Source organism: Rhodococcus sp. NPDC058521 (genome assembly GCF_042719695.1).
Taxonomy (GTDB): Bacteria; Actinomycetota; Actinomycetes; order Mycobacteriales; family Mycobacteriaceae; genus Rhodococcus_F.
The window spans coordinates 79,794-100,503 of record NZ_JBHXNL010000003.1 but is presented as its reverse complement, the minus strand read 5'-3'; the positions used below and the strand labels follow the sequence as shown (position 1 = coordinate 100,503).

Here is a 20,710-nt window from a genome sequence, read left to right as displayed (position 1 = left end):
CCGACCCCGGCGCAGACGGGCCGGCCCCCCCCCCCGCCCACGTAAATCAACCGCGCGTCGTGCCACCCGATCGGGGCCCCCGCCCCCGCGGGGGGGGGGCCCTCTCTCGTATGCGTGGGGGATTACTGCGGTGCGAGCAGTCCCTTGTTGGCCTCGATGAAGTCGAGGACCTGCGGATCGATCTCGATGCCCTGCTGCTTGACCGTCTCGAGGGCCGTGTTGACGGCGTCGAGGTACGGCGCCGCGTCCTCGGTGGACGGGACGCTGGTGAGGTCGGGGAGCTCGGGAACGGCGGGGGCTTCCTGCGCTTCGGGCTCGTCCGGGGTGGTGGCCGGTGCGTCACGCTGCGTCACACCGCTGCTCAGGCCGAGGCTCGAGGAGCAGGAAGGCCATGCGCCCCAGCCCTGAGACTCGAGAACGCGTTCTGCAACGACGATCTGCTGCTCACGCGATGCGTTGTTTGCGGTGGCTGCGTACTCGTCGCCGCCGTGTGCGCTCCAGGTGCTGGGCGAGAACTGCAGTCCGCCCTGGAAGCCGTTTCCGGTGTTGATGCCCCAGTTTCCGCCGGACTCGCACTGTGCGAGGCGGTCCCAGTCGGAATCGGGTGCTGCGTTTGCGGTGCCCGAGAAGGCTGCTCCGGCGACGCCCATGATGGCGCCGGTGACGGCAACCTTGGCGACGGTGCGGCCGGTGTTGGTGGGCTTGCGATGGCGTCCGGTCATGGTTGTCGAGATCCTCTCCACACGCGCCTGCGAGGTCAGCTGTCGGGTTCGGGCTGAGAGGTCGCCCGGCCTCGCCTCTCCTGGCTGGAAGAGGGTCTGGCTTCACCCCAAGATTCGGAGCTGATCCGAATCGGTGTCCTTCCGGGAACTGTCGTTCCCTGAGGGACTTTGGGTCCCCCGTCCCTGTCCCTGGAATGCTTCGTCGGGACTCCGGTACCCGCGGGACAGGGCTTGGCGCGGCGGGCCGGGTGTGGCCGAGATTTCCTTGGCCGTGGACGACCGTAACGGTCCGGGGCTCGAGTGTCACCATTTGGTAACGCGGGGTGTCGGCTGCTGCGGTGAGGTCTGTTCGCGCGCAACAAGTCAGTTCACGGTTTATTCCCAGGTAGTCGCGCCGATGTACGGGCGGACCCTGCTTGTCACCGCTCCGTTATCGTCTCGTTATGTGAGGAACCTCACAGATAACGATGAATCCGGTCTCGGCAACTGTGCGCCTGGTTCGGGTGAGACCGAAGTGAGACTGGTGGGTCAGCGGACGTCGACGATGTCCTTGCCGAGCGGCATTAGCGACACGGGGATCATCTTGAGGTTCGCTGCCGCCAGCGGGATACCGATGATGGTGATTGCCATCGCCACGGCCGTGACGACGTGTCCGAGAGCGAGCCAGATCCCGACGAGAACCAGCCAGATGACATTGCCGACCAGAGAACCTGTGCCGGCGGTCGGTTTGTTCACCACCGTCTTGCCGAACGGCCACAACGCATACAGGCCCACGCGGAACGAGGCGATCCCGAAAGGAATCGTGACGATGAGGATGCAGAACGCGATCCCCACGAGGAAGTAGCAGAGCGCCAGCCACAGTCCACCGAAGACCAGCCAGATGATGTTGAGAAGAATGCGCATCGGACAGTCCTTCGAAACGTGGGGTCAGCGGGCGCGGCGACCCGACCGGAGAGCGAACCCGATCGCGAGAACGAAGCCGATCGGGCAGGCCAGCGTGAGCAGATAGAGCACGAGCCCCGGCTTCCCGTCCGACAGGACAGGCGTCAGGAAGATCGCCGCTATCGCCAGTACGCCGACGATGAAGAATCCGGCGGCCACCCGCAGGAGAGTGTTGCTCCCGCCAGGAGACCCGGAAGGGGGCTGGGATATCGGTTCGGCTGCCACACCAGCAACGATAATGCGTCGAAACCCGAATGTCCGAGTGGGTGCTGTCGGGGTACCATGAAACGGACTGCGCGTCCCGCACCGGTTGTGGGGCGCGTTCTTTTGCATATCCAACGCATTCGAGTGATGAGCGGGTGAACGCGGTGCCGACCGGCAAGGTGAAGTGGTACGACGTCGAAAAAGGTTTCGGCTTTCTGTCGCAGGCGGAGGGCGAGGACGTTTATGTCCGCGCGTCCGCACTCCCTGCGGGCGTCGAGGGCCTCAAGGCCGGTCAGCGCGTCGAGTTCGGCATGGCTGCCGGGCGCCGCGGACCGCAGGCGCTGAGTGTGCAGGTCCTCGATCCCGCCCCGTCCGTCCGTCAGGGCGGCGGTCGTAAGGAGCCGGCGGCGAAGAAGCACACCCCGGACGAACTCCATGGAATGGTCGAGGACATGATCACCCTCCTCGAGGCCAAGGTGCAGCCGGACCTGCGCAAGGGGCGCTACCCCGACCGCAAGACGGCCCAGCGGATCTCCGAGGTCGTTCGGGCCGTCGCCCGCGAACTCGACAGCTGATCCGCGCGGGTCAGGCCGTCGCGATCGACCAGACGGCCCTCACGTGTGGGAACCCCTGATCGTCGACCACCGCGGACGGTAGCTGGATCTCCACTCCGACGAGCTGCTGTTCCTCGGTGGATTCGACGGTGACCGACGTGGTCGATCCCGGCGTGAAGTTGCGTGCGTCCAGAACCGGCTCGCCTTCGGGGCTCGCATAGACTTCGACGATGCGCCACGGTGCCTCGGAGATGGCTTTCGGTACCGAGATCTGGAGGGGATACCCGACGGGTACGTCCAGTTCGGCGGTGTCGCCCTCGACGCAGTCTTCGAGGTACAGGCTGCAGTGCGCGAGGGGTGCCACCTGGATGGATTTTCCGTGGGCGTACGCGGTCAGCTCGGGAGGCGTCGACTCGGCGCCTCGGACCAGCAAGGTGATCACGGCCCCGAATGCGACGGCCACCACCAGTAGTCCCGCGGCGACGAGGGCCACGATCTTCTTGGTGCGTGTCTGCAGATTCATCTGTTCACATTCCCCGGTCGCTCGGTTGGTCGTGTTCGGTCGGTTCTGCCGGTCGCGATGGGCTCGGTGAGTTCCTGGTCGGCAAGGTTCGGTCGCTTACCGCCGAGCCCGGGAAGCAGCGAACTGCCACGGTAGCTGAGCACGGTTTGGGCGAGTCCGAGGGTGAGGACCACAGCAACGACGGTGAATCCGATCCAGTACTCGGTGGGAAGTAGCACACCGAAGGTGCCGCCGACGACCCAGCTCAGCTGTAGCGCTGTCTCGGAGCGTCCGAACCCGGAGGCGATCGACTCCTCGGGCAGGTCGTGTTGGAGCGAGGCGTCGAGAGACACCTTCGCGAGCGCGCTGGCACCGGATGCGATCAGCGTTGCGAGGGCGGCGGTGAGGAGGTTGTCCGTGAACGCGGCGATGACCGCGATGATCCAAACCGACACAGTGCAGCGGACGACGATCAGCGCGGGACGTCCGAGTTTGAGGCGGGCGCCCGAGGCGTTGCCGGCGAAGTTGCCGATCGCGGCTGCCGCGCCCACGAGGCCGAGCATCGCCGCTTGGACGAGCGGTTCGTGTTCGGTCTTGGACTTGGCCACGAACGCGATGAAGAGGGTCAGGAAGCCGGTCAGGACGCGGATGGTGCTGTTACCCCAGAGCCCGGTGATGACAGCGCGCCCGAGAGGTTGGCGCCGCTTGCTCTTGGGTGGGGCGGGTTTACCGGACGGGATCACCTCGGTTGCAGGGTCGTCGCCGTGATAGGTGATGGTTGCGGGGACCTCGCCCTCGGTCACCTCCACCCACGACGGGATTCGCATGCTCAGGTAGGCGCCGGCGATGGTCACGACAGCGGTGAACCAGAGAGCTGCAGCGGACGTGCCGAAGACGAACGCGAGACCACCGGCCAGCGCGCCGGCTCCCATGGTTCCGCCGATCAGGCCGAAGACCGTGAGTCTGGAGTTGACTCGAACGAGGTCTATCTCCGGTGGTAGGACGCGTGGTGTCACCGCGCTCTTGAGGACCGAGAACGACTTGCTGAGCACCATCATCCCGAGCGCTGCCGGATAGAGCACCCAACTGTCGAAGTTGAAGACCAGGATGAGCGCAAGGGCCGTGCGCATCGCGAAGGAAGTCGCCAGTGCGATCCGTCGGCCGTGCTGCAGCCGGTCGAGCATCGGTCCGATGAGGGGCGCGATGATGGCGAACGGCGCAATGGTGATCAAAAGGTACAGCGCGACCTTGGTCTTGTCCTCGCCGGTGGCGGCCGAGAAGAAGAGGGTGTTCGCGAGGGCGACCGCGAGGGCTGCGTCGGTGGCGTTGTTGGCCATGACGGCATACGTGAGTGCCGTCAGACCCGACTTGTCCGCCCCGTCCGCCTTGGCGGCGCGGTGGAACGTGGCGATGCCCTTGTTGGTGAGTTCGCGGCTGCGCATCGCGGCAACCCGGGTCACGGTGAGTTTGCGCGGCACTCGCGGAGACTTCGGTGCGTCCGGATCGGCCTTGGCCCCGCTGGTCGGATGAAGCGGGGGGAGGGGTGTTCGTCTGGCGGAAGCGCGCGACGCGGGCGGATAGGCGTCGTACCCGGGATGAACCGAGTTGCCGGGATGTCCGTCGGTGCGCCGACGGTCGTCGGGGTCGTAGGGGTCGCGCGGTCCGGTCACAGTTCCAATTCTGTCCTAGTCTCGCGACGAACGACCACAGACACCCCCTGCAATGCTGGTCACTTCCGCCTGTCGTGCTTTTCGGTCTCAGGGAACGAAGCGGACCACGAACATCGCGGGCCAGTACTTCCCGGTGACGAGGAAGCGATCGGTGCCGGGAATCCGGGCGATTCCGTTGAGGACGTCGATGTTCGAGGCATCCTGCGGCAATGCGCGTCTGGTCGCGCTCGCGTCGATCTCGTCGGTGACGCGGCCGCTGTCGGGGTCGATGGCGACGATGGTGTCGGTGGTCCAGACGTTGGCGTACACCCGGCCGTCGTCGGTGCATTCGAGTTCGTTGAGTCGATCCACCGAACCGGATTCGTCGTGAACCTGCACGGTGCGGTTGACCGCGAAGGTTTCCGGGTCGCGGAACGCGAGTGTGGCGGACCCGTCGCTCATGACGAGTTCGTCCGAGCGGGCGCACAGCCCCCAGCCTTCGCCGTCGTACTCCACACGCCGTTTCTCGGCCAGCGAGGTTCGGTCGCGCTCCACGGCGATGCCGTCACGCCACGTCAGTTGCCACACACTGTCGTCGGTGACGGTGATTCCCTCGCCGAACAGTTGCCCGGACAGGTTCTCCTGTTTGCGTTCCGTCCCGCGGGGAAAGTCGGAGATGCGTAGCCACGACTGACCCGCGATGCCGGTGCTCTCGTAGAGTTCGCCGTCGCGAATCTCGAGTCCCTGGGTGAAGGCATCCGGATCGTGCGGAAGTGTCTCGATGATCTCGACGCGGAGCGGGGTGGGTGGCTCGCCGTCGGGTGCGGCGGTCGGCTCGCTGCAACCCGCGGCCGTGCAGGCGACGGTAACGACGGCCGCGCCCAAAGTGGCGGCGGAGCGGCGCCTCGAACGCCGCGGCCGGAGACCGGTCATTGCCCAAGCATGACAGCCCACGTGGTGAGCACTTGCGCTGGTGCGGCAAACTGGTGGTGTGAGTGTTGCTTCTTCCCCCGAGCGTGCGACCGCGCGTCCTGTCCTGGCCGACGCTGTGGAACTGGCCCGTACGGCGCTGGTGGAATTGCACGAAGGGCCTGTCGGTGAATACCTCGGCGTCACCATCGAGGACGACTGCGCCGCGACCCACCGGTTCACAGCGGAACTTCCCGGCTACCGAGGCTGGCAGTGGGCCGTTGTGGTCGCCGCGGACCCCGAGTCCGACCGCGCCACGGTGAGCGAGTTGGCCTTGCTGCCCGGCCCCGGTGCTCTGCTCGCGCCGGAGTGGGTGCCGTGGGATCAGCGTGTGCGTCCCGGCGATCTGTCTGCGGGCGACCTCCTTGCGCCGCCCGAGCACGACCCTCGCCTCGTGCCCGGTTATGTCGCAACCGGCGATCCGGTCGTGGACGAGACGGCCAGAGTCCTCGGTCTCGGGCGCAAGCAGGTGATGAGTCACGAAGGTCGTGAGGATGCGGCCGAACGTTGGTACTCCGGCGAATTCGGTCCGGATTCCGAGATGGCCAAGGCAGCGCCTTCGACCTGCGACCTGTGTGGCTTCTACCTTCCCCTGGCGGGCTCCCTGCGCTCTGCATTCGGCGTGTGCGGGAACGAGATGGCTGCTGATGGACACGTGGTTCATGCCGCTCACGGTTGCGGTGCGCACTCGGACACGACGCTGCCCAAGGGTGCCGGCTCACCTCGGTACGACGCCTACGACGACGGGGCGGTCGAAGAGGTCCAGGTGGCGCAGCCTGCCGAAGATTCCGGGAAGGCCGAGAGCGGCGAGGAAGTCACATCGTCGACGTAGCCGATCCGTTCGGCACCGGCGAGCTGCGTGAATCGACGCTGCTCGCCTGGAAAACATCACCGACTCGTCTCCGCGAGGACGCTGCGACGGAATCGGACCTGATTCGCGCCGGGTACCGCGATCGGCTTCTCACCGAGCTGGCTCAGAACGCCGCGGACGCCGCTGCTCGTTCCGGGGTCGCGGGTTCGGTCCGAGTGCTTCTCGAGGGACGTACCCTCAGGGTGTCGAATACCGGTGCGCCGTTGGACACGGACGGTGTGGTTGCCCTGTCCGCGCTGCGTTCCTCGTCCAAGACCGGTGAATCGGTCGGCCGCTTCGGTGTCGGTTTCACGGCGGTTCTCTCCGTGAGCGACGACGTGGAACTCCGGTCGACGTCGGGGTCGATCGCATTCTCCGCGGAACGTACCCGTGCCGAAATCGCCGCATCGGGACTGCCGGTACCTGATTCGGGCCCGCCCGTGCTGCGCTTGGTGTGGCCGTCGGCCGAACAGCCTCGAGATGGTGCTGCTTCGGAGGTGGTCCTCCGGTTGCGCGACGACGTCGATGCGGACCAACTGCTGCGCCGCATGACCGACGAAGCCGTCGATCTCCTGCTCGAACTGCCGGCACTGGAATCCATCCGGGTAGGTTCGGTGGAACTGCGCCGGACCGAGCGTCCTCTCGAGTCGGGGCTGACCGAGGTCACGATCGGCGAGCACGTGTGGTGGCAGTACCGCACCGAGCATGCGCGCTGGGTGGTGCAGGTCCGAAACGGGGTTCTCGCCCCGGTGTCCGGAGACGTCTTGCGTGCCCCGACTCGATCCGACGAGGAACTGTCGATTCCCGCGATCGTGGTTGCCGACGTGGCGATGCAGCCCGATCGCAGGCGCGTTCTGCCCGGCGGACAGCTGTCGAAGGTTGCCTGGGGGTACGCCGACTTCGTCGCTGCCGTGCCGCCGACTCAACGTCCGAAGCTCGTTCCGGTTCCGGGCTTTCCGCGAAGTGAGGTCGATTCGGTACTGCGCGATGCCATCCTCCGTGAGCTGGGTAGGCAGCCGTGGGTGCCGACGGCGGCCGGTACGGATGTGGTGCCGGCCAGAGCGGCTGTCGTTTCCGGGGCGGGCGCGGAACTCGTGGAGCTGCTCGAGAGTGTCGTGGGCGGTCTGGTGCCGGCAGAACTGTCCGGTCGGCGCCACGTGGCCGCGCTCGCTGCCGTCGATGTTCACCACATCGGGTTGACGCGTATCGCCGAGATCCTGAGCGGCTCCGAGCACGAACCGGAGTGGTGGCGCAGGTTGTACGCCGCCCTCGAGCCGCTGGTACACGACGGAATCGCTGCTGAAGAACTCGCGGCGATTCCGGTCCCACTGTCCGACGGACGTACGGTCACCGGCCCACGAACCGTGGTGCTCGGTCCTGAGACGGTGCCGGACGCCGCAGTCGCCTCGGAGGTCGATTGGGCTCGGCTCGTGCATCCCGCTGCGGCGCACCCACTCCTCACTCGTCTGGGCGCGGAAGTCGCAACAGCGGCGGACCTTCTGAGCGACCCGGCACTGCGCGCCCGGATCGAAGAGGTGGCGGACGACTACGAGGACACCGGCGACACCGAACCGGCGGAGAGACTGACCGCAGCCGTGACGGCACTCGCCGTCGAAGTGCCAGAGGGAACGCTGCCCTCGTGGACCGGGCAGTTGCTGCTGCGCGACGAAGCCGGGGACCTCAGGCCTGCTGACGAACTGCTGCTCCCGCACTCGCCCCTCGCACGTGTGCTCGTGGCGGACTCACCGTTCGGGGTGGTGGATTCGGAACGGGCCGTCTCGCTCGGCGTCGGGGCACTGCGTTCGATCGGTGTGGGGTGGGGATTCACCGTCGTCCGGTCCGAGCTGCCCTCGGGCCCGGACCACGATCTGGCGGACGAAGAACTCTGGTGGGAATCCCTGTCCGATGATCCGGAGGTGTTCGAGGGCGTCCGGGATCTCGATCTGGTGGACGAGAGTCACTGGGCCGAAGCCCTCGAACTGCTGCTCCACGAGCCGGTGACTCGTCGATTGGTGATGGACCGGGACGGATACACCGCGTGGTGGCTCAGACATCACGCGGTCGTGGCGGGCGTTGCGCTCGGGATGTTTCGGGCGCCGGACGATCTCACGTTCGCCGGGATACTCGATCCCTTCGAGCACGCGGATGCGGCGTTGTCTGCGGTGCTCGCCGGCGATCGGGTCGACGACCCGGAATTGGCCCAGTTAATGCTCGAGCGCCTCGCGGATGCCGATCGAAAGCCGTCGCCCGCCGTCGTCGTTCGCACGCATCGCCTACTGGCAGAGGCCGTGGATCAAGGGCGGGTCGACGTGGAGGACCTCGACCTGCCTCCCATGGTTCGCAGCCTTTCGGGATTGGTGACCGATCCTGCCAGGGCATTCGTGCTCGACAAGCATTGGTTGGCCGCGGTTCTCCCGCACGACCGTGTCGTCGTCGGTGATCTCGCCGGGGCCGAGGCGTTGTCTTCGATCCTCGACATTCCGCTCGCTTCTGACGTCGTGTTCGGAGAAGTAGTGGGGGAGGGACGCGAGACAACCTGGGAGCAGGAGCCCGATCTGGTGCTCGAGGACGTCGTTCTCGGGGTGACTCCTCGAGAAGGGGCGGTGTGCATGCACGACGAGTTGGTCGTGCGGTGCACCGGCGCCGTGACGGGGGAGTTCGTCGTCAACACGTGGGTGGATCGGGCGGGAAGGACACATCGGGCGGATCGGGTGGGAAGGAAACACCGTGGTGGCTTCGACGGGGATTGACCAGGGCGTTCTCGATTCCGTGGTCTCGGAACGCACTCCCGGGTGGGTGGACGTGGTCACGGTGATCACCGACTCGGGCGGAACGATCGCGGTGTGGATCGCCTCCGCGGTGATCGTCACGACATTCCTGCTGCGTGGGGACCGCGGCTCTGCGTGGTTCGTCGCGGGCGTCATGCTGTCCGGGTGGGCGTTGTCGAGCGGGCTGAAACTTCTGTTCGCCCGTGAGCGGCCACCGATTCCGCTGCGACTGGTCGAGATCTCCTCGTACTCGTTTCCCTCCGGGCACGCGATGATGACGTCGATGTTCGTGTGCGTCGTGGGGGTGCTGCTCGCACGAATGGCCTTGCCGGTGACGGTGCGCGCGAGCGCATACGTATGTCTCGGTCTCTACACGTTGGCCGTCGGATCGTCCCGGATCTACCTGGCCGCGCACTGGACCACGGATGTGGTGGCCGGTTGGGTTCTCGGTGCGTTGTGGGTGGCCGTGTGCGTCGCGGCTCTGCGTCAGACGAGGCCCTGCTGGGCGCCGCGATCGCCGCGGCGTGCGGAGCGCCGCTGGGCCAGGAACAGGGCGTAGCCGGCGAACCCGACGCCGACTCCGGCTGCGCACGTGGTCGCGGTATCCGACCAGCCGCCCTGCGTGACGATGACCACGACGACGGCGACCAACCAGGCAAGTGTTCCCACGATCAGTGCTGGTCGTGGGTCTGCGAGGCGGTCGAGCACAGATTCGGACTCGGGTCGATCGTTCACGAAAGGAACGTTACCCCGCTCGCGCACATTAATCTGCTCTCTCATGGGTGTATCGGCGAAACTGCTCGACAACTACTTCAAGATCACCGAGCGAGGTTCCACGGTTGCCGCGGAGGTTCGCGGTGGCGTCGTCACGTTCGTGGCGATGGCGTACATCGTCGTGCTCAACCCGCTGATCCTTGGCAGTTTCTCCGCCGACGACGCGGTGGCCAAGACCGACGTCCTCGGCAACATTCTCCCGGTCAATCAGGTTGCTGCAGTGACGGCGCTCGTGGCCGGTCTGATGAGCATCCTGTTCGGCGTCGTCGCCAACTATCCGTTCGCGATCGCAGCGGGACTTGGCATCAACAGTCTCCTCGCCGTCACGATCGCTCCGCAGGTCACCTGGCCCGAGGCGATGGGGCTCGTCGTCATCGACGGGATCATCATCGTCGTGCTGGCGCTGACGGGGTTCCGTACGGCCGTGTTCAACGCCATTCCGCCGGCCCTGAAGTCGGCGATCGCCGCCGGTATCGGCATGTTCATCGCCTTCATCGGATTGGTCGACGCCGGTTTCGTTCGGCGCATCCCCGACGAAGCAGGCACCACCGTCCCCGTCGGCCTGGGTATCAACGGATCGATCGGATCGTGGCCCACCGTGATCTTCGTGTTCGGTGTCCTGCTGATGAGCGTTCTCGTCGTCCGGAAGGTGCGCGGAGGCCTCTTGATCGGCATCGTCGTGACAACCGTGTTCGCGGCCGTCATCGAGGCAGTTGCCGGTGTCGGTCCGTCGCTCGGCACCAATCCGAAGGGCTGGAACCTCAGCGTCCCCGAGATGCCCAGCGTGGTTGCCGAGCTTCCCGACCTGAGTCTCGTCGGTGAAGTGAGCCTGTTCGGTGCCTTCACCCGCATCGGCGTACTCGCCGCCAGCCTTCTCGTCTTCACCCTCGTGCTCGCGAACTTCTTCGACGCGATGGGCACGATGACCGGCCTCGGCAAGGAAGCCAATCTCACGGACAAGGATTCGAATCTGCCGGGCATCGGACGGGCCCTCGTCGTGGAGGGAACGGGCGCGGTCGTCGGTGGTGGTGCTTCCGCATCGTCGAACACGGTGTTCGTCGAATCCGCGTCGGGCATCGCAGAGGGTGCACGGACGGGCCTCGCCAACGTCGTGACGGGCCTGCTCTTCCTGGCGGCGATGTTTCTGACGCCGCTGTACTCGGTTGTGCCGATCGAGGCCGCGGCTCCCGCACTCGTCGTGGTCGGAGCCTTGATGATCGGCCAGGTCCGGGACATCGACTTCACCCAGTTCTCGGTCGCATTGCCGGCCTTCCTCACGATGGTTGTGATGCCGTTCACCTACTCGATCGCGAACGGAATCGGCGTCGGCTTCATCTCGTGGGTCGTGCTGAACGCTGCAGGTGGTGGAGCAAAGAGGATCCACCCGTTGATGTGGGTGGTCGCCTTGCTGTTCGTCGCATATTTTGCGGTGGAACCCATTACGGACGCGGTTACCTGATCCAGGCCGTTGGCGTTCCCGTATTGTCTCAATCGTGACGATTGATTCACGTGCGCTCGCAAGCGACCTCTCCCTGGCCGTCGTACGCCTGGCACGACACCTTCGAGGCCGTCGGGCCGATGCCAAGGTGTCGTTGACCCAGCTGTCCGCCTTGGCGACATTGGCGCGTGACGGCGCGATGACTCCGGGCAACCTCGCTGCCCGTGAAAGGGTCCAGCCGCCGTCCATGACGCGTGTCATCGCTTCGCTCGTGAGCCTCGGCCTGGTCGAGCGGGCTCCGCACCCTACGGATGGCCGGCAGATCATCGTCACGCTCTCCGAAAGTGGCCTCGCGCTGATCGCCGACGAGACCCATGCGCGTGAGGTGTGGATGAACTCCAAACTGGCGGATCTCGACGAGGAGCAACTTCGCACTCTCGACGACGCGGTGACGATCATCACTTCGTTCGTCAACGAGGAGTAGATCTCTCGATTCGGAGAGCGACCGGTGCGTGCGGCAGACTGGTCCGGTGGTTCACGTCATCGACATCGAAGATCCGGCCGACCCCAGGCTGGACGACTTTCGAGATCTGAATTCGTCCGACCGCAGACCCGACCTCCCGGAGGGCAAAGGGTTGGTGATCGCCGAAGGTGTACTTGTGGCCAGGAGGCTGCTCGAGTCACGTTTCGCTCCCATCGCACTGCTCGGCGTTCAGCGTCGTCTCGATGAATTGGATGACGATCTGACGGACGTGGACGTGCCGTTCTATCGGACCACGGCCGAGGTCATGGCAGAGGTTGTCGGATTTCACCTCAACCGTGGCGTTCTCGCGGCCGCGCACAGGCCACCGGCACTCGACCTGGACGACGTACTCGAGGGTGCCCGCACGATAGTGATCCTCGAAGGGGTCAACGACCACGAGAACCTCGGATCGATGTTCCGCAACGCCGCGGGTCTCGGGGTGGATGCGGTGTTGTTCGGGAAGGGGTGCGCCGACCCGTTGTATCGACGGGCCGTGCGGGTGTCGATGGGGCACGTTCTGCGTGTTCAGTTCGCCCAGGTTCCGGAATGGCCGCGTGGCTTGAACGTAGTGCGGAACAAGGGGTTCCAACTGATCTCACTGACTCCGAACCCGGACGAACTGACGTTGGCAGCCGCGATGACGGGGGAGAAGGTGGCGCTCCTTCTCGGTGCCGAGGGGCCGGGGCTCACCGAACATGCGATGCGTGCGACCGATGTTCGGGCACGGATTCCGATGGCGCCGGGCACGGATTCGCTCAATGTTGCGACGGCGGCCGCGATGGCGTTCTACGAGCGCGTCAGGACGCATTAGTGCAGGTTCTCCCGAACCGAAACAGGGTTTCCTACGCCACTTCTGCGCGGACTCCGTGGTTCACCGGGGTGTCACTCGCCGTGTTCAGTGCCACGTTCGTGACGGTGGCCATGGTGACGTTTTCTTCGGAGCTTGCACGGATCGACGTTCCTCTGGCAGTTCTGCTCAGCACCGTTGTCGTAGCGGGCCTGACGCCGACCCTGTGGCGCTTGCGGAATCGGCCCATCTGGCGATGGATCGTGTACGGAACCGCGGTGGGATTTCCGGTGGCCTGGACGATGGTGCTGCTCGGGTGATTGCTAGCGCTTCTTCTTCCGGAAGCGGTCGAGGAGTGAGCGTTTGGCCGGTGATCCGTCTTGTTGCGTGTCGGCATTGCCGGTTGCAGCGTCGACTGCGGGTGCAACCGGCGGAGCGGTTCGCGGTGCCTGGCCGGGTTGGTGCACCGTGAACCCGTGCACACCGATGAAGCTGGGGTCGGTCTCGCCTTCCGGGCGGGAGCCGGTGTACCGGAACCCGAGCCATTCGATGTTGGCCGCCTCCGCGAACTGCTGAGGGTGAAACGGGAGCGACTGTGGGTCCGGGAGCACACCCGGCGGGTGCGCGAGAGGGAACTCGCCCGCCCAGTAGGGGCGCTCCCATAACAGCGGAATTCCGTCGTCCTCGAAAATCGTGACCGGCACCGAGGAGAACGAGCGTGCGAGTTTGTCGCCTTCCCACACGGCGAACGAACCCCAGGCATCCTCGGGTCGTGAGGCGACCAGATAGGTGGTGTTCGCCCGAATCGCCGAGCGCCACCGCGGCGCTGTGGCTTTCGGAGTCGACGAGGAGAGCTCCTTGTGACAGATCACCACGACGCCGGGGAAAGCGCCCACGAACAACACGTCGTCGGTGACACCCGCCGCATTGATCAGTGGCATGACCCCGGTCGGGGCGAGTTCCATTTCCGGAAACAAGCTTTCGGCGACTGCGCGAGACGCCTCGAAGTCCGGATTACCCGCATTCTGCAGAACCACAGCAGGATCCGGTGTGTCGACGAACCAGATCGTGGATACCCTCGCCCCCACTACGCGTACCTCTCTTCCGCTGATTGCATGAAGGGTACGACGCTGCTACCGATTTCGGGCGGGTATTCAGCGACCGCTGCTTCGTACGCCGAGGAGTACATCATCCCAGGACGGCAACGCGGGCTTGCCGCGCTTGTCCTTGTTGGGGCTGACGGACCGCGGTGCAACGGGCGGTGCCGGCTCGACCTCCCTGTCCTCTTCGTGGTCTGTGGAATCCGAGACCACCTCCGCCGTCTCGACCTCGATGATCTCGGCACCCGTGTTCTCGTCCTGGGGCTCGTCTTCCGTGTAGTCGGAGAGTTCGAGCTGTTCCGGCGACTCGAGTGCTACCGCCGCGAGGCCACGCAGCGGGCGTCCGAAATCGGGATCGATGAGATCGAATGCTGTGTCGTCCAGCGCGACGATGGTGCCGCCGTGAGCATCCGGCTGGTAGCGCCAGTGTGCGGAGTTGGTGGTGCGACCGGCCTGCCACTGCAACTGGGCGACCCAGTGGTTCTCTTCGTCGCGCCAGGCGTCCCACGTGGCGTCGTCGATGTTGTGACCGCGGGCGCGGAACGCGAGGGTGACGATCTCGGAGAGCGTGGGTACGGCAGGTCCATTGTCGCGAATGGGATGTCCGCCCTGCGCCATTTCGGCTGCGCGGGAGCGTTCGAGGAGGACCGGGTAGGCGAAGCGTTCGACCTTGGACACCGGGATGCTGGCTTCGTCCGCCACCTGCTGGACGGAGGCGCCGGCACGGATGCGGGCCTGGATTTCTCGGGGTCGGAGCTGACTGTCCATTTCGATCTCAATCTGGCCGAGTCGAGCAACGTCCCCGCGGGAAGCCGCGCGGAGCTTGTCATCGGCAGGCAGCCGGAATTTCTCGCCGGTACTCGCATCAGCGCACACCACGTGCGATCCATCCGATTCGAGACCGATAACTCGAAGCTCTCGCACGTTGACCTCCTTATCGCGCCGGCTCGCGACTTTGCGCTGCGGTCACTGTAATTCATTCGTGATTGCGGAACGTGGAGACACGCGCGGCGTTGTGCTGGGGAATGCAGGTTGCCACGCTACTATCCTGCGTTTCGCAGTCGTGCGCGGCGACCTCACGCAAAGGCCCCCGACGTGTCCGTCGGGGGCCTTTCGAGTGAGGCGTCGATCAGCCGAGCTGGGAGACGACCCAGTCGATGCACTTGGTCAACTGGGTGACGTCCTCGGGGTCGATTGCCGGGAACATGCCGACGCGGAGTTGGTTGCGGCCCAGCTTGCGGTATGGCTCGGTGTCCACGATTCCGTTGGCGCGCAGAATCTTGGCGACCTCGGCAGCATCGACCTGGTCGTCGAAGTCGATGGTGCCGACGACCTGCGAGCGATGTGCAGGATCGGAGACGAAAGGCGTGGCGTACTCGCTCGCTTCCGCCCACTGGTACAGCCGCGAAGAGGAATCCGCGGTGCGGCCGGTTGCCCAGTCGAGTCCGCCGTTCTGGTTGAGCCACTCGACCTGGTTGGCCAGCATCAGCAACGTGGCGACGGCCGGGGTGTTGTAGGTCTGGTCCTTGGAGCTGTTGTCCACCGCGATGGGCAGCGACAGGAAGTCGGGGGTCCAGCGTCCCGAATCCTTGATCTCCGCGACTCGTTCGAGGGCCTTGGGGCTCATCAGGGCAATCCACAGGCCACCGTCTGCGGCGAAGCACTTCTGCGGAGCGAAGTAGTAGACGTCGGTATCGGCGACGTTCACGGGCAGACCGCCCGCACCGGAGGTGGCGTCGATGGCGACGAGAGCGTTCTCCGAACCCTCCGGGCGCGACACGGGAATGGCAACACCCGTGGAGGTTTCGTTGTGGGCCCAGCCGATGAGGTCCACCGAGGGGTCCGATACCGGCTCGGGCGCGCTGCCGGGCTCGGCCGAGACGACGATCGGGTCGCCGATGAACGGGTTGTTCTTGGCGACGGATGCGAACTTCGAGCTGAACTCACCGTTGGTGAGGTGCAGCGACTTCTCCCGGATCAGACCGAACGCCGCGGCATCCCAGAACGCGGTGGTGCCACCGTTGCCCAAGACGACCTCGTAACCCTCGGGCAGGGAGAACAGGTCCGACAGTCCGGAACGGACCCGGCCGACGACCTCCTTGACCGGCTTCTGTCGGTGGCTGGTGCCGAACACCGAGGCACCGACGTCCACCAGGGATTGCAACTGCTCGGGGCGAACCTTGGAAGGGCCGCAGCCGAAACGGCCGTCTGCGGGGAGGAGCTCGGTGGGAATCTTCGGTGTGGAGGTCATCGCTACTTTCTGTTTCCTGACGTGCTGATGATTCAGCTGTGGGTGATCTGGTCCCAGCCCTCGACGGAATCGGGTGTGCGGGGTGCGGGACCGGTGTAGATGGCGGCCGGCCGGACGAGCTTGCCGAGACGCTTCTGCTCGAGGATGTGTGCACACCAGCCGGCAGTGCGGCCACACGTGAACATCGCGGGCATCATGTGGGCCGGAACCTCGGCGAAGTCGAGGATGACCGCGGCCCAGAACTCGACGTTGGTCTCGATGGCGCGGTCCGGGCGACGCTCGCGCAGTTCGGCGAGAGCGGCCTGCTCGAGTGCGGCGGCTGCCTCGTAACGCGGTGCGTTCAGTCGCTTCGCGGTGGCGCGCAGCACGCGGGCACGGGGATCTTCGGCGCGGTAGACACGGTGCCCGAAGCCCATCAGCTTTTCCTTGCGGTCGAGGATGCCCTTGACCACGCCGCGGGCATCGCCCGACTTCTCGGTCTCCTCGATCATCGGGAGCACGCGGGCGGGCGCACCGCCGTGCAGCGGGCCCGACATGGCGCCGATGGCACCGGACAGCGATGCGGCAACGTCGGCGCCGGTGGAGGCGATGACGCGGGCGGTGAAGGTGGAGGCGTTCATGCCGTGCTCGGCGGCGGAGACCCAGTAGGCGTCGATGGCCTCGACGTGAGCGGGGTCGGGCTCACCCTTCCAACGCACCATGAACCGTTCGGTGACCGTCTTGGCCTCGTCGATGCGCTTCTGCGGGACCGCGGGCTGGTAGATGCCACGTGCGGACTGCGCCACGTAGGACAGGGCCATGACGGACGCGCGAGCGAGCTGCTCGCGTGCGGTGTCGTCGTCGATGTCCAGAAGGGGCTGGTACCCCCAGATCGGTGCGAGCATCGCGAGACCGGCCTGTACGTCCACGCGGACGTCACCGGTGTGTACGGGAAGCGGGAACGGCTCGGCCGGCGGCAGGCCGGGACCGAAACGGCCGTCCACGAGCAACGCCCAGACGTTGCCGAACGTGACGTGCCTGGCGACGAGTTCCTCGATGTCGACACCGCGGTAGCGCAGGGCACCGCCGTCCTTGTCCGGCTCGGCGATATCGCTGGTGAAGGCAACTACGCCTTCCAGACCGCTGACGAAATCCTCCGGTACTGCCGCGCTCGCTGTCATGATCTCGTGGACTCTCCTCGTTCGAGTGCGCCTGGTCCGAGCCGCACTGCCTCAGCGTTCGAATAGTTGCACCACGCAGGCGTGCAGGATGGGCACGCACGGGGGTGTGGTGACCCAAACTTTAGACCCTCACACCGGACGGACCAGAGGTGCGTACCCGGGAGTAGCGTTCTCGGCTGTGTCAACAGATGCCGAGCGGTCGAAATCCGGAAGTGGGCAAGCACCGTCGGGCGACATCGCCGCCATGCGTGTCGGGTACGGCGAGTCGACCACCGAACACCCCGATGTCGAGGTCGATCTCGATGTGGATCAGGTCGAATCCGGGTGGCTCCCGTTGATGCGGCATTGGCTCGAGGATGCGATCGAGGCGGAGGTGCCCGAGCCCAACGCGATGACCCTCGGAACGGTCGACGGGAACGGTCACCCGCGTACCAGGACCGTGCTGTGCAAGGGGCTGAGCGAAGACGGCGTTCTGTTCTTCACCAACTACGAATCCGACAAGGGGCGTCAGATCGCGGCACATCCGCATGCATCCGTGACGTTCGCCTGGACTCCCATCGCTCGTCAGGTGTCCGTCCGGGGCCGCGTCGTGCGTGCCCCAGCGTCCGCCACGCAGGCTTACTGGCGGACCCGGCCGCGCGGCTCGCAACTCGGTGCGTGGGCCTCGCAGCAGTCGCAACCGGTGACATCGCGAGGCGATCTGGACGCCGCCCTCGTTCGGGAGGCGAAGAAGTACGGTCCCGATACGGACATCCCGGTCCCGCCGCACTGGGGCGGATTTCTGATCCGCCCCGATGTGGTGGAGTTCTGGCAGGGGCGTGCCAACCGGATGCACAACCGAATCCGGACCTCCGACGTCGACGGCACTCGTGTCGTCGAGCGTCTGCAGCCGTAGATGAAGATCCTCGCGGATACGACTCCGCTGCGCAATCGCGACTATCGCAGGCTGTGGTCGGCGGGCATCGTCACGGTCATCGGCGGTCAGCTCAGCATCGTCGCAGTGCCGCAGCAGGTATACGAGATCACCCGCAGTTCGGCGTACGTGGGTCTGACCGGTGTCTTCGCGCTGGTCCCACTCATCGCCTTCGGTCTGTGGGGCGGTGCTCTTGCGGACGTGATGGACCGCCGTCGGCTGTTGACCATCACGACACTCGGTTTGAGCGGAACGGCAATCCTGTTCTGGATCCAGGCGGCTCTCGGACTGACCAACGTGTGGGTCGTGTTGGGCTTGCTGTCGGTTCAACAGGCTTTCTTCGCAGTGAACCAGCCGACTCGCAGTGCGATCATTCCGCGACTCATTCCGGCCAAGGACCTGGCGGCGGCCAACTCGCTGAACATGACGGTGATGCAGTTCGGTGCCATCGCGGGACCGCTGCTTGCGGGCGTACTGATCCCGATGATCGGGTTGTCGACCCTCTATCTGATCGATGCGATCGCATTGACGGCGACGCTGTGGGCGGTGCTGAAACTTCCCGCCATCGCACCGACGGGGGAGGCTCGCCGGGCCGGCATCCGCCAGGTCCTCGAAGGATTCAAGTATCTGGCGACGCAGAAGGTGCTGCTGGCGTCCTTCGTGGTCGACATCATCGCGATGGTGTTCGGTATGCCGCGCGCACTGTTTCCGCAGATCGCGCACGACACCTTCGGCGATCCCGCAACCGGTGGTCTCGCGCTCGGCCTGCTGTTCGCCGCGATGTCCGTGGGTGCGGTGCTCGGCGGCGTGTTCTCGGGGTGGCTGCCCCGGGTTCGGTATCAGGGTCGTGCGGTCGTGGTGTGTATCGCGGCGTGGGGTCTGGCGATGGTCGGCTTCGGTGTCGCGGTGGGACTCGCCGACCCCGGCAGCAGCAGGGCGTTGCTCTGGATCGCTCTCGCCTTCCTTGCGATCGGCGGTGCGGTGGACATGATCTCCGCAGCTTTCCGCAGCACGATGCTGCAGGAAGTGGCAACGGACGAGATGCGCGGTCGACTGCAGGGCGTGTTCATCGTCGTCGTCGCGGGCGGTCCCCGTATCGGCGACGTGGCTCACGGCGCCGCGGCTGCGGCCGTCGGCACGAGTGTTGCCGCAGCAGGAGGCGGTGTTCTCGTGGTGATCGGTGTCGTCCTCGCGGCTCTCGCGTTTCCCCCGTTGATCCGATACAAGGTTCGTCGCTAGCGTTCCTCCACGACCGGTGTGAACGGCATTTCCTTGCGCGGCGGCATATTTCGGGCACACTGATATTCATGGCAGCAGCGGGATTCGAAATTCGCGGAGGCGGGTACCGGGCCGAGATCGCGGCGGCCGGTGCGGGGCTCCGGCTTCTCGAGTTCGAGGGGCGGGCACTCACCGAGACCTGGGAGCTGGGGTCGAAACCGCCGCTCGCATCCGGGGCGATCCTGGCGCCGTGGCCCAACCGGATTCGTGACGGACACTTTCGTTTCGATGGAATCGACCATCAACTCGAGCTCACCGAACCTGGACTCGGCAATGCGATTCACGGATTCGTGCGCCACCGTGAATGGGAACTCGTGGACGAGAAGTCCGACCGTGTGGAACTCGCGGTCGGGGTGGGCCTGCACAAGGGCTGGCCGTACCCACTGCGTATGACGGTCGTGTACAGCGTCGACGAGAACGGCCTCCGGGTGGAGTACACCGCAGTCAACACCGGTTCCATCGAGTCGCCGTTCGGCGTGGGCGCGCATCCGTACCTCCGTGTCGGTGATGTTCCGCTCGACGAGTGCACCCTCCGCCTCGGTGCTGGCACCCGGCTTCCTCTCGATCCGCAGCGCATGTTGCCCAGTGGGCCTTCGGAAGCCGTCATCGGCACCGAATACGACTTCACCGGACATCGGTCCTTGCAGGGCGTCGTGCTCGACACGCCCTTCAGTGCGCTCGACTCGGATCCCGACGGCCGTTGCCGACACGAACTGCGGGCGCCGGACGGAACAACGACTACCTTGTGGACTTCCCGGAAGTTCGGTTGGTTACAGGTGTTCACCGCCGATCCCGACGAGGGGAAGGCCTACCCGGGCCGCGGCCGCGCGTTGGCCGTGGAGCCGATGACCTGTCCGCCGAACGCCTTCGATTCGGGAATCGATCAGATCGTGCTGCAGCCTGGCGGGCGTTGGTCGGGGGATTGGGGAATCACCGCCTCGAGATAACGCCGACGAGGACCGAGGTGTCCAGTTGTTGGGACGGCGGTAACGGTTGGCGGTCGTCTGCCGATCAAGCGTGCGGTTACTTATGTCACGCGTCATCGTTCGTGTTCCGTACTGCGCGCAGACATGACCCTGCGGTCTCACCGAATCGGCTGTCCGACGGTGAGCTTCGCCTGTGTTCTGGCATCGACACTGGTGACGCCGGTCGTAGGAAGCGGAACCAGTCGGCAAGCAAGCATCTGCTCACCCCTCGAAGTGCCGTGGAGTGGGCATTCGCAACCGTGTCGCCGGGGTCCGGAACGTCACATTCGGGGCGGTGTGCGAGCGATCCGAAACAGGCCTTCCGGCATACCCGCTGTGGGCGCGTCGGCCCGAGTGCGAC

22 protein-coding genes and 1 riboswitch are annotated in these 20,710 nt (G+C 65.7%); of the genes, 11 read left to right on the top strand and 11 right to left on the bottom strand.

Features of this window, described 5'->3' with window-relative positions; all coding sequences use genetic code 11:
• Positions 1-122: 122 nt before the first annotated feature.
• From ACFWO3_RS06865 to ACFWO3_RS06855, 3 genes are all read right to left on the bottom strand, one after another.
• Positions 123-722 carry a resuscitation-promoting factor Rpf1 domain-containing protein gene (locus ACFWO3_RS06865; protein WP_378575262.1) on the bottom strand — a complete coding sequence of 200 codons (600 nt, stop codon included), beginning with the start codon at positions 720-722 and terminating at the stop codon, positions 123-125.
• A gap of 8 nt (positions 723-730) precedes the next feature.
• Positions 731-937: riboswitch (cyclic di-AMP (ydaO/yuaA leader) on the bottom strand.
• Between the two features lie 313 nt (positions 938-1,250).
• Positions 1,251-1,625 (bottom strand): YccF domain-containing protein, encoded by a 375-nt coding sequence (locus ACFWO3_RS06860; RefSeq protein WP_378575261.1) that lies wholly within the window; start codon positions 1,623-1,625, stop codon positions 1,251-1,253.
• A gap of 24 nt (positions 1,626-1,649) precedes the next feature.
• Positions 1,650-1,889 (bottom strand): hypothetical protein, encoded by a 240-nt coding sequence (locus tag ACFWO3_RS06855; protein WP_378575260.1) that lies wholly within the window; start codon positions 1,887-1,889, stop codon positions 1,650-1,652.
• A 143-nt stretch (positions 1,890-2,032) separates the two neighbouring features.
• Here ACFWO3_RS06855 and ACFWO3_RS06850 point away from each other — a divergent pair, with 143 nt between their 5' ends.
• The gene (locus tag ACFWO3_RS06850; RefSeq protein WP_378575259.1) at positions 2,033-2,443 is read left to right on the top strand and encodes a cold-shock protein; all 411 of its coding nucleotides are present in this window, start codon (positions 2,033-2,035) and stop codon (positions 2,441-2,443) included.
• A gap of 10 nt (positions 2,444-2,453) precedes the next feature.
• Here ACFWO3_RS06850 and ACFWO3_RS06845 read toward each other — a convergent pair whose 3' ends face one another.
• The 3 genes from ACFWO3_RS06845 to ACFWO3_RS06835 form a co-directional block, all read right to left on the bottom strand.
• Entirely contained in the window at positions 2,454-2,945 is a 492-nt protein-coding gene (locus ACFWO3_RS06845) for a DUF2771 domain-containing protein (RefSeq protein WP_378575258.1), read from the bottom strand.
• Positions 2,942-4,594 (bottom strand): MFS transporter, encoded by a 1,653-nt coding sequence (locus tag ACFWO3_RS06840; RefSeq protein ID WP_378575256.1) that lies wholly within the window; start codon positions 4,592-4,594, stop codon positions 2,942-2,944. The genes ACFWO3_RS06845 and ACFWO3_RS06840 overlap by 4 nt, the downstream gene beginning before the upstream one ends.
• Before the next feature lie 87 nt (positions 4,595-4,681).
• The gene (locus tag ACFWO3_RS06835) at positions 4,682-5,506 is read right to left on the bottom strand and encodes a glutaminyl-peptide cyclotransferase (protein WP_378575253.1); all 825 of its coding nucleotides are present in this window, start codon (positions 5,504-5,506) and stop codon (positions 4,682-4,684) included.
• 37 nt (positions 5,507-5,543) lie between these two features.
• Here ACFWO3_RS06835 and ACFWO3_RS06830 point away from each other — a divergent pair, with 37 nt between their 5' ends.
• Genes ACFWO3_RS06830 through ACFWO3_RS06820 form a run of 3 tightly spaced genes read left to right on the top strand, consistent with a single transcriptional unit; the run spans position 5,544 to position 9,719 of the window.
• Positions 5,544-6,374 carry a DUF3027 domain-containing protein gene (locus tag ACFWO3_RS06830; RefSeq protein ID WP_378575903.1) on the top strand — a complete coding sequence of 277 codons (831 nt, stop codon included), beginning with the start codon at positions 5,544-5,546 and terminating at the stop codon, positions 6,372-6,374.
• Positions 6,375-6,397: 23 nt separating this feature from the next.
• On the top strand, positions 6,398-9,142 hold the full coding sequence (locus ACFWO3_RS06825; RefSeq protein WP_378575901.1) for a sacsin N-terminal ATP-binding-like domain-containing protein: 2,745 nt from the start codon (positions 6,398-6,400) through the stop codon (positions 9,140-9,142).
• Complete coding sequence (locus tag ACFWO3_RS06820; RefSeq protein WP_378575251.1) at positions 9,120-9,719, top strand: phosphatase PAP2 family protein; 600 nt, start codon at positions 9,120-9,122, stop codon at positions 9,717-9,719. Before ACFWO3_RS06825 ends, ACFWO3_RS06820 begins: the two co-directional genes overlap by 23 nt.
• Here the strand turns inward: ACFWO3_RS06820 and ACFWO3_RS06815 are convergent.
• Positions 9,647-9,895, bottom strand: a complete 249-nt coding sequence (locus ACFWO3_RS06815) for a DUF2530 domain-containing protein (RefSeq protein WP_378575248.1) — start codon at positions 9,893-9,895, stop codon at positions 9,647-9,649. The genes ACFWO3_RS06820 and ACFWO3_RS06815 overlap by 73 nt on opposite strands.
• Positions 9,896-9,938: 43 nt before the next feature.
• On the opposite strand from ACFWO3_RS06815, the gene ACFWO3_RS06810 reads away from it, so the two are divergent.
• Genes ACFWO3_RS06810 through ACFWO3_RS06795 form a run of 4 tightly spaced genes read left to right on the top strand, consistent with a single transcriptional unit; the run spans position 9,939 to position 13,002 of the window.
• The gene (locus ACFWO3_RS06810) at positions 9,939-11,393 is read left to right on the top strand and encodes an NCS2 family permease (protein WP_378575246.1); all 1,455 of its coding nucleotides are present in this window, start codon (positions 9,939-9,941) and stop codon (positions 11,391-11,393) included.
• 34 nt (positions 11,394-11,427) lie between these two features.
• A complete protein-coding gene (locus tag ACFWO3_RS06805; RefSeq protein WP_378575244.1) occupies positions 11,428-11,856 on the top strand; it encodes a MarR family winged helix-turn-helix transcriptional regulator in 429 nt (142 codons plus the stop codon).
• Between the two features lie 46 nt (positions 11,857-11,902).
• Positions 11,903-12,706: a TrmH family RNA methyltransferase gene (locus ACFWO3_RS06800; protein WP_378575241.1), complete on the top strand. Its 804-nt coding sequence runs from the start codon at positions 11,903-11,905 to the stop codon at positions 12,704-12,706.
• Positions 12,706-13,002 (top strand): DUF2537 domain-containing protein, encoded by a 297-nt coding sequence (locus tag ACFWO3_RS06795; RefSeq protein ID WP_378575239.1) that lies wholly within the window; start codon positions 12,706-12,708, stop codon positions 13,000-13,002. The genes ACFWO3_RS06800 and ACFWO3_RS06795 overlap by 1 nt, the downstream gene beginning before the upstream one ends.
• 3 nt (positions 13,003-13,005) lie before the next feature.
• Here ACFWO3_RS06795 and ACFWO3_RS06790 read toward each other — a convergent pair whose 3' ends face one another.
• From ACFWO3_RS06790 to ACFWO3_RS06775, 4 genes are all read right to left on the bottom strand, one after another.
• Entirely contained in the window at positions 13,006-13,770 is a 765-nt protein-coding gene (locus tag ACFWO3_RS06790) for a DUF6928 family protein (RefSeq protein WP_378575237.1), read from the bottom strand.
• Positions 13,771-13,836: 66 nt separating this feature from the next.
• On the bottom strand, positions 13,837-14,706 hold the full coding sequence (gene sepH, locus ACFWO3_RS06785) for a septation protein SepH (protein WP_378575234.1): 870 nt from the start codon (positions 14,704-14,706) through the stop codon (positions 13,837-13,839).
• Between the two features lie 205 nt (positions 14,707-14,911).
• A complete protein-coding gene (gene serC / locus ACFWO3_RS06780) occupies positions 14,912-16,033 on the bottom strand; it encodes a phosphoserine transaminase (RefSeq protein WP_378575232.1) in 1,122 nt (373 codons plus the stop codon).
• Positions 16,034-16,065: 32 nt separating this feature from the next.
• Positions 16,066-17,193, bottom strand: coding sequence for a citrate synthase 2 (locus ACFWO3_RS06775; RefSeq protein WP_378575230.1), 1,128 nt, complete (start codon positions 17,191-17,193; stop codon positions 16,066-16,068).
• Between the two features lie 244 nt (positions 17,194-17,437).
• Here ACFWO3_RS06775 and pdxH point away from each other — a divergent pair, with 244 nt between their 5' ends.
• From pdxH to ACFWO3_RS06760, 3 genes are all read left to right on the top strand, one after another.
• Complete coding sequence (gene pdxH / locus ACFWO3_RS06770; RefSeq protein ID WP_378575899.1) at positions 17,438-18,088, top strand: pyridoxamine 5'-phosphate oxidase; 651 nt, start codon at positions 17,438-17,440, stop codon at positions 18,086-18,088.
• Entirely contained in the window at positions 18,089-19,345 is a 1,257-nt protein-coding gene (locus ACFWO3_RS06765) for an MFS transporter (protein WP_378575228.1), read from the top strand.
• 68 nt (positions 19,346-19,413) lie between these two features.
• Positions 19,414-20,331 (top strand): aldose 1-epimerase family protein, encoded by a 918-nt coding sequence (locus ACFWO3_RS06760; protein ID WP_378575225.1) that lies wholly within the window; start codon positions 19,414-19,416, stop codon positions 20,329-20,331.
• Positions 20,332-20,710 lie beyond the last annotated feature (379 nt).

Coding starts and splice junctions, on each gene's coding strand:
- ACFWO3_RS06865 (WP_378575262.1), bottom strand. CDS start 722: ATGACCGGACGCCATCGCAAGCCCACCAACACCGGCCGCACCGTCGCC.
- ACFWO3_RS06860 (WP_378575261.1), bottom strand. CDS start 1,625: ATGCGCATTCTTCTCAACATCATCTGGCTGGTCTTCGGTGGACTGTGG.
- ACFWO3_RS06845 (WP_378575258.1), bottom strand. CDS start 2,945: ATGAATCTGCAGACACGCACCAAGAAGATCGTGGCCCTCGTCGCCGCG.
- ACFWO3_RS06835 (WP_378575253.1), bottom strand. CDS start 5,506: ATGACCGGTCTCCGGCCGCGGCGTTCGAGGCGCCGCTCCGCCGCCACT.
- ACFWO3_RS06810 (WP_378575246.1), top strand. CDS start 9,939: ATGGGTGTATCGGCGAAACTGCTCGACAACTACTTCAAGATCACCGAG.
- serC (WP_378575232.1), bottom strand. CDS start 16,033: ATGACCTCCACACCGAAGATTCCCACCGAGCTCCTCCCCGCAGACGGC.
- ACFWO3_RS06775 (WP_378575230.1), bottom strand. CDS start 17,193: ATGACAGCGAGCGCGGCAGTACCGGAGGATTTCGTCAGCGGTCTGGAA.
- pdxH (WP_378575899.1), top strand. CDS start 17,438: ATGCGTGTCGGGTACGGCGAGTCGACCACCGAACACCCCGATGTCGAG.
- ACFWO3_RS06765 (WP_378575228.1), top strand. CDS start 18,089: ATGAAGATCCTCGCGGATACGACTCCGCTGCGCAATCGCGACTATCGC.
- ACFWO3_RS06760 (WP_378575225.1), top strand. CDS start 19,414: ATGGCAGCAGCGGGATTCGAAATTCGCGGAGGCGGGTACCGGGCCGAG.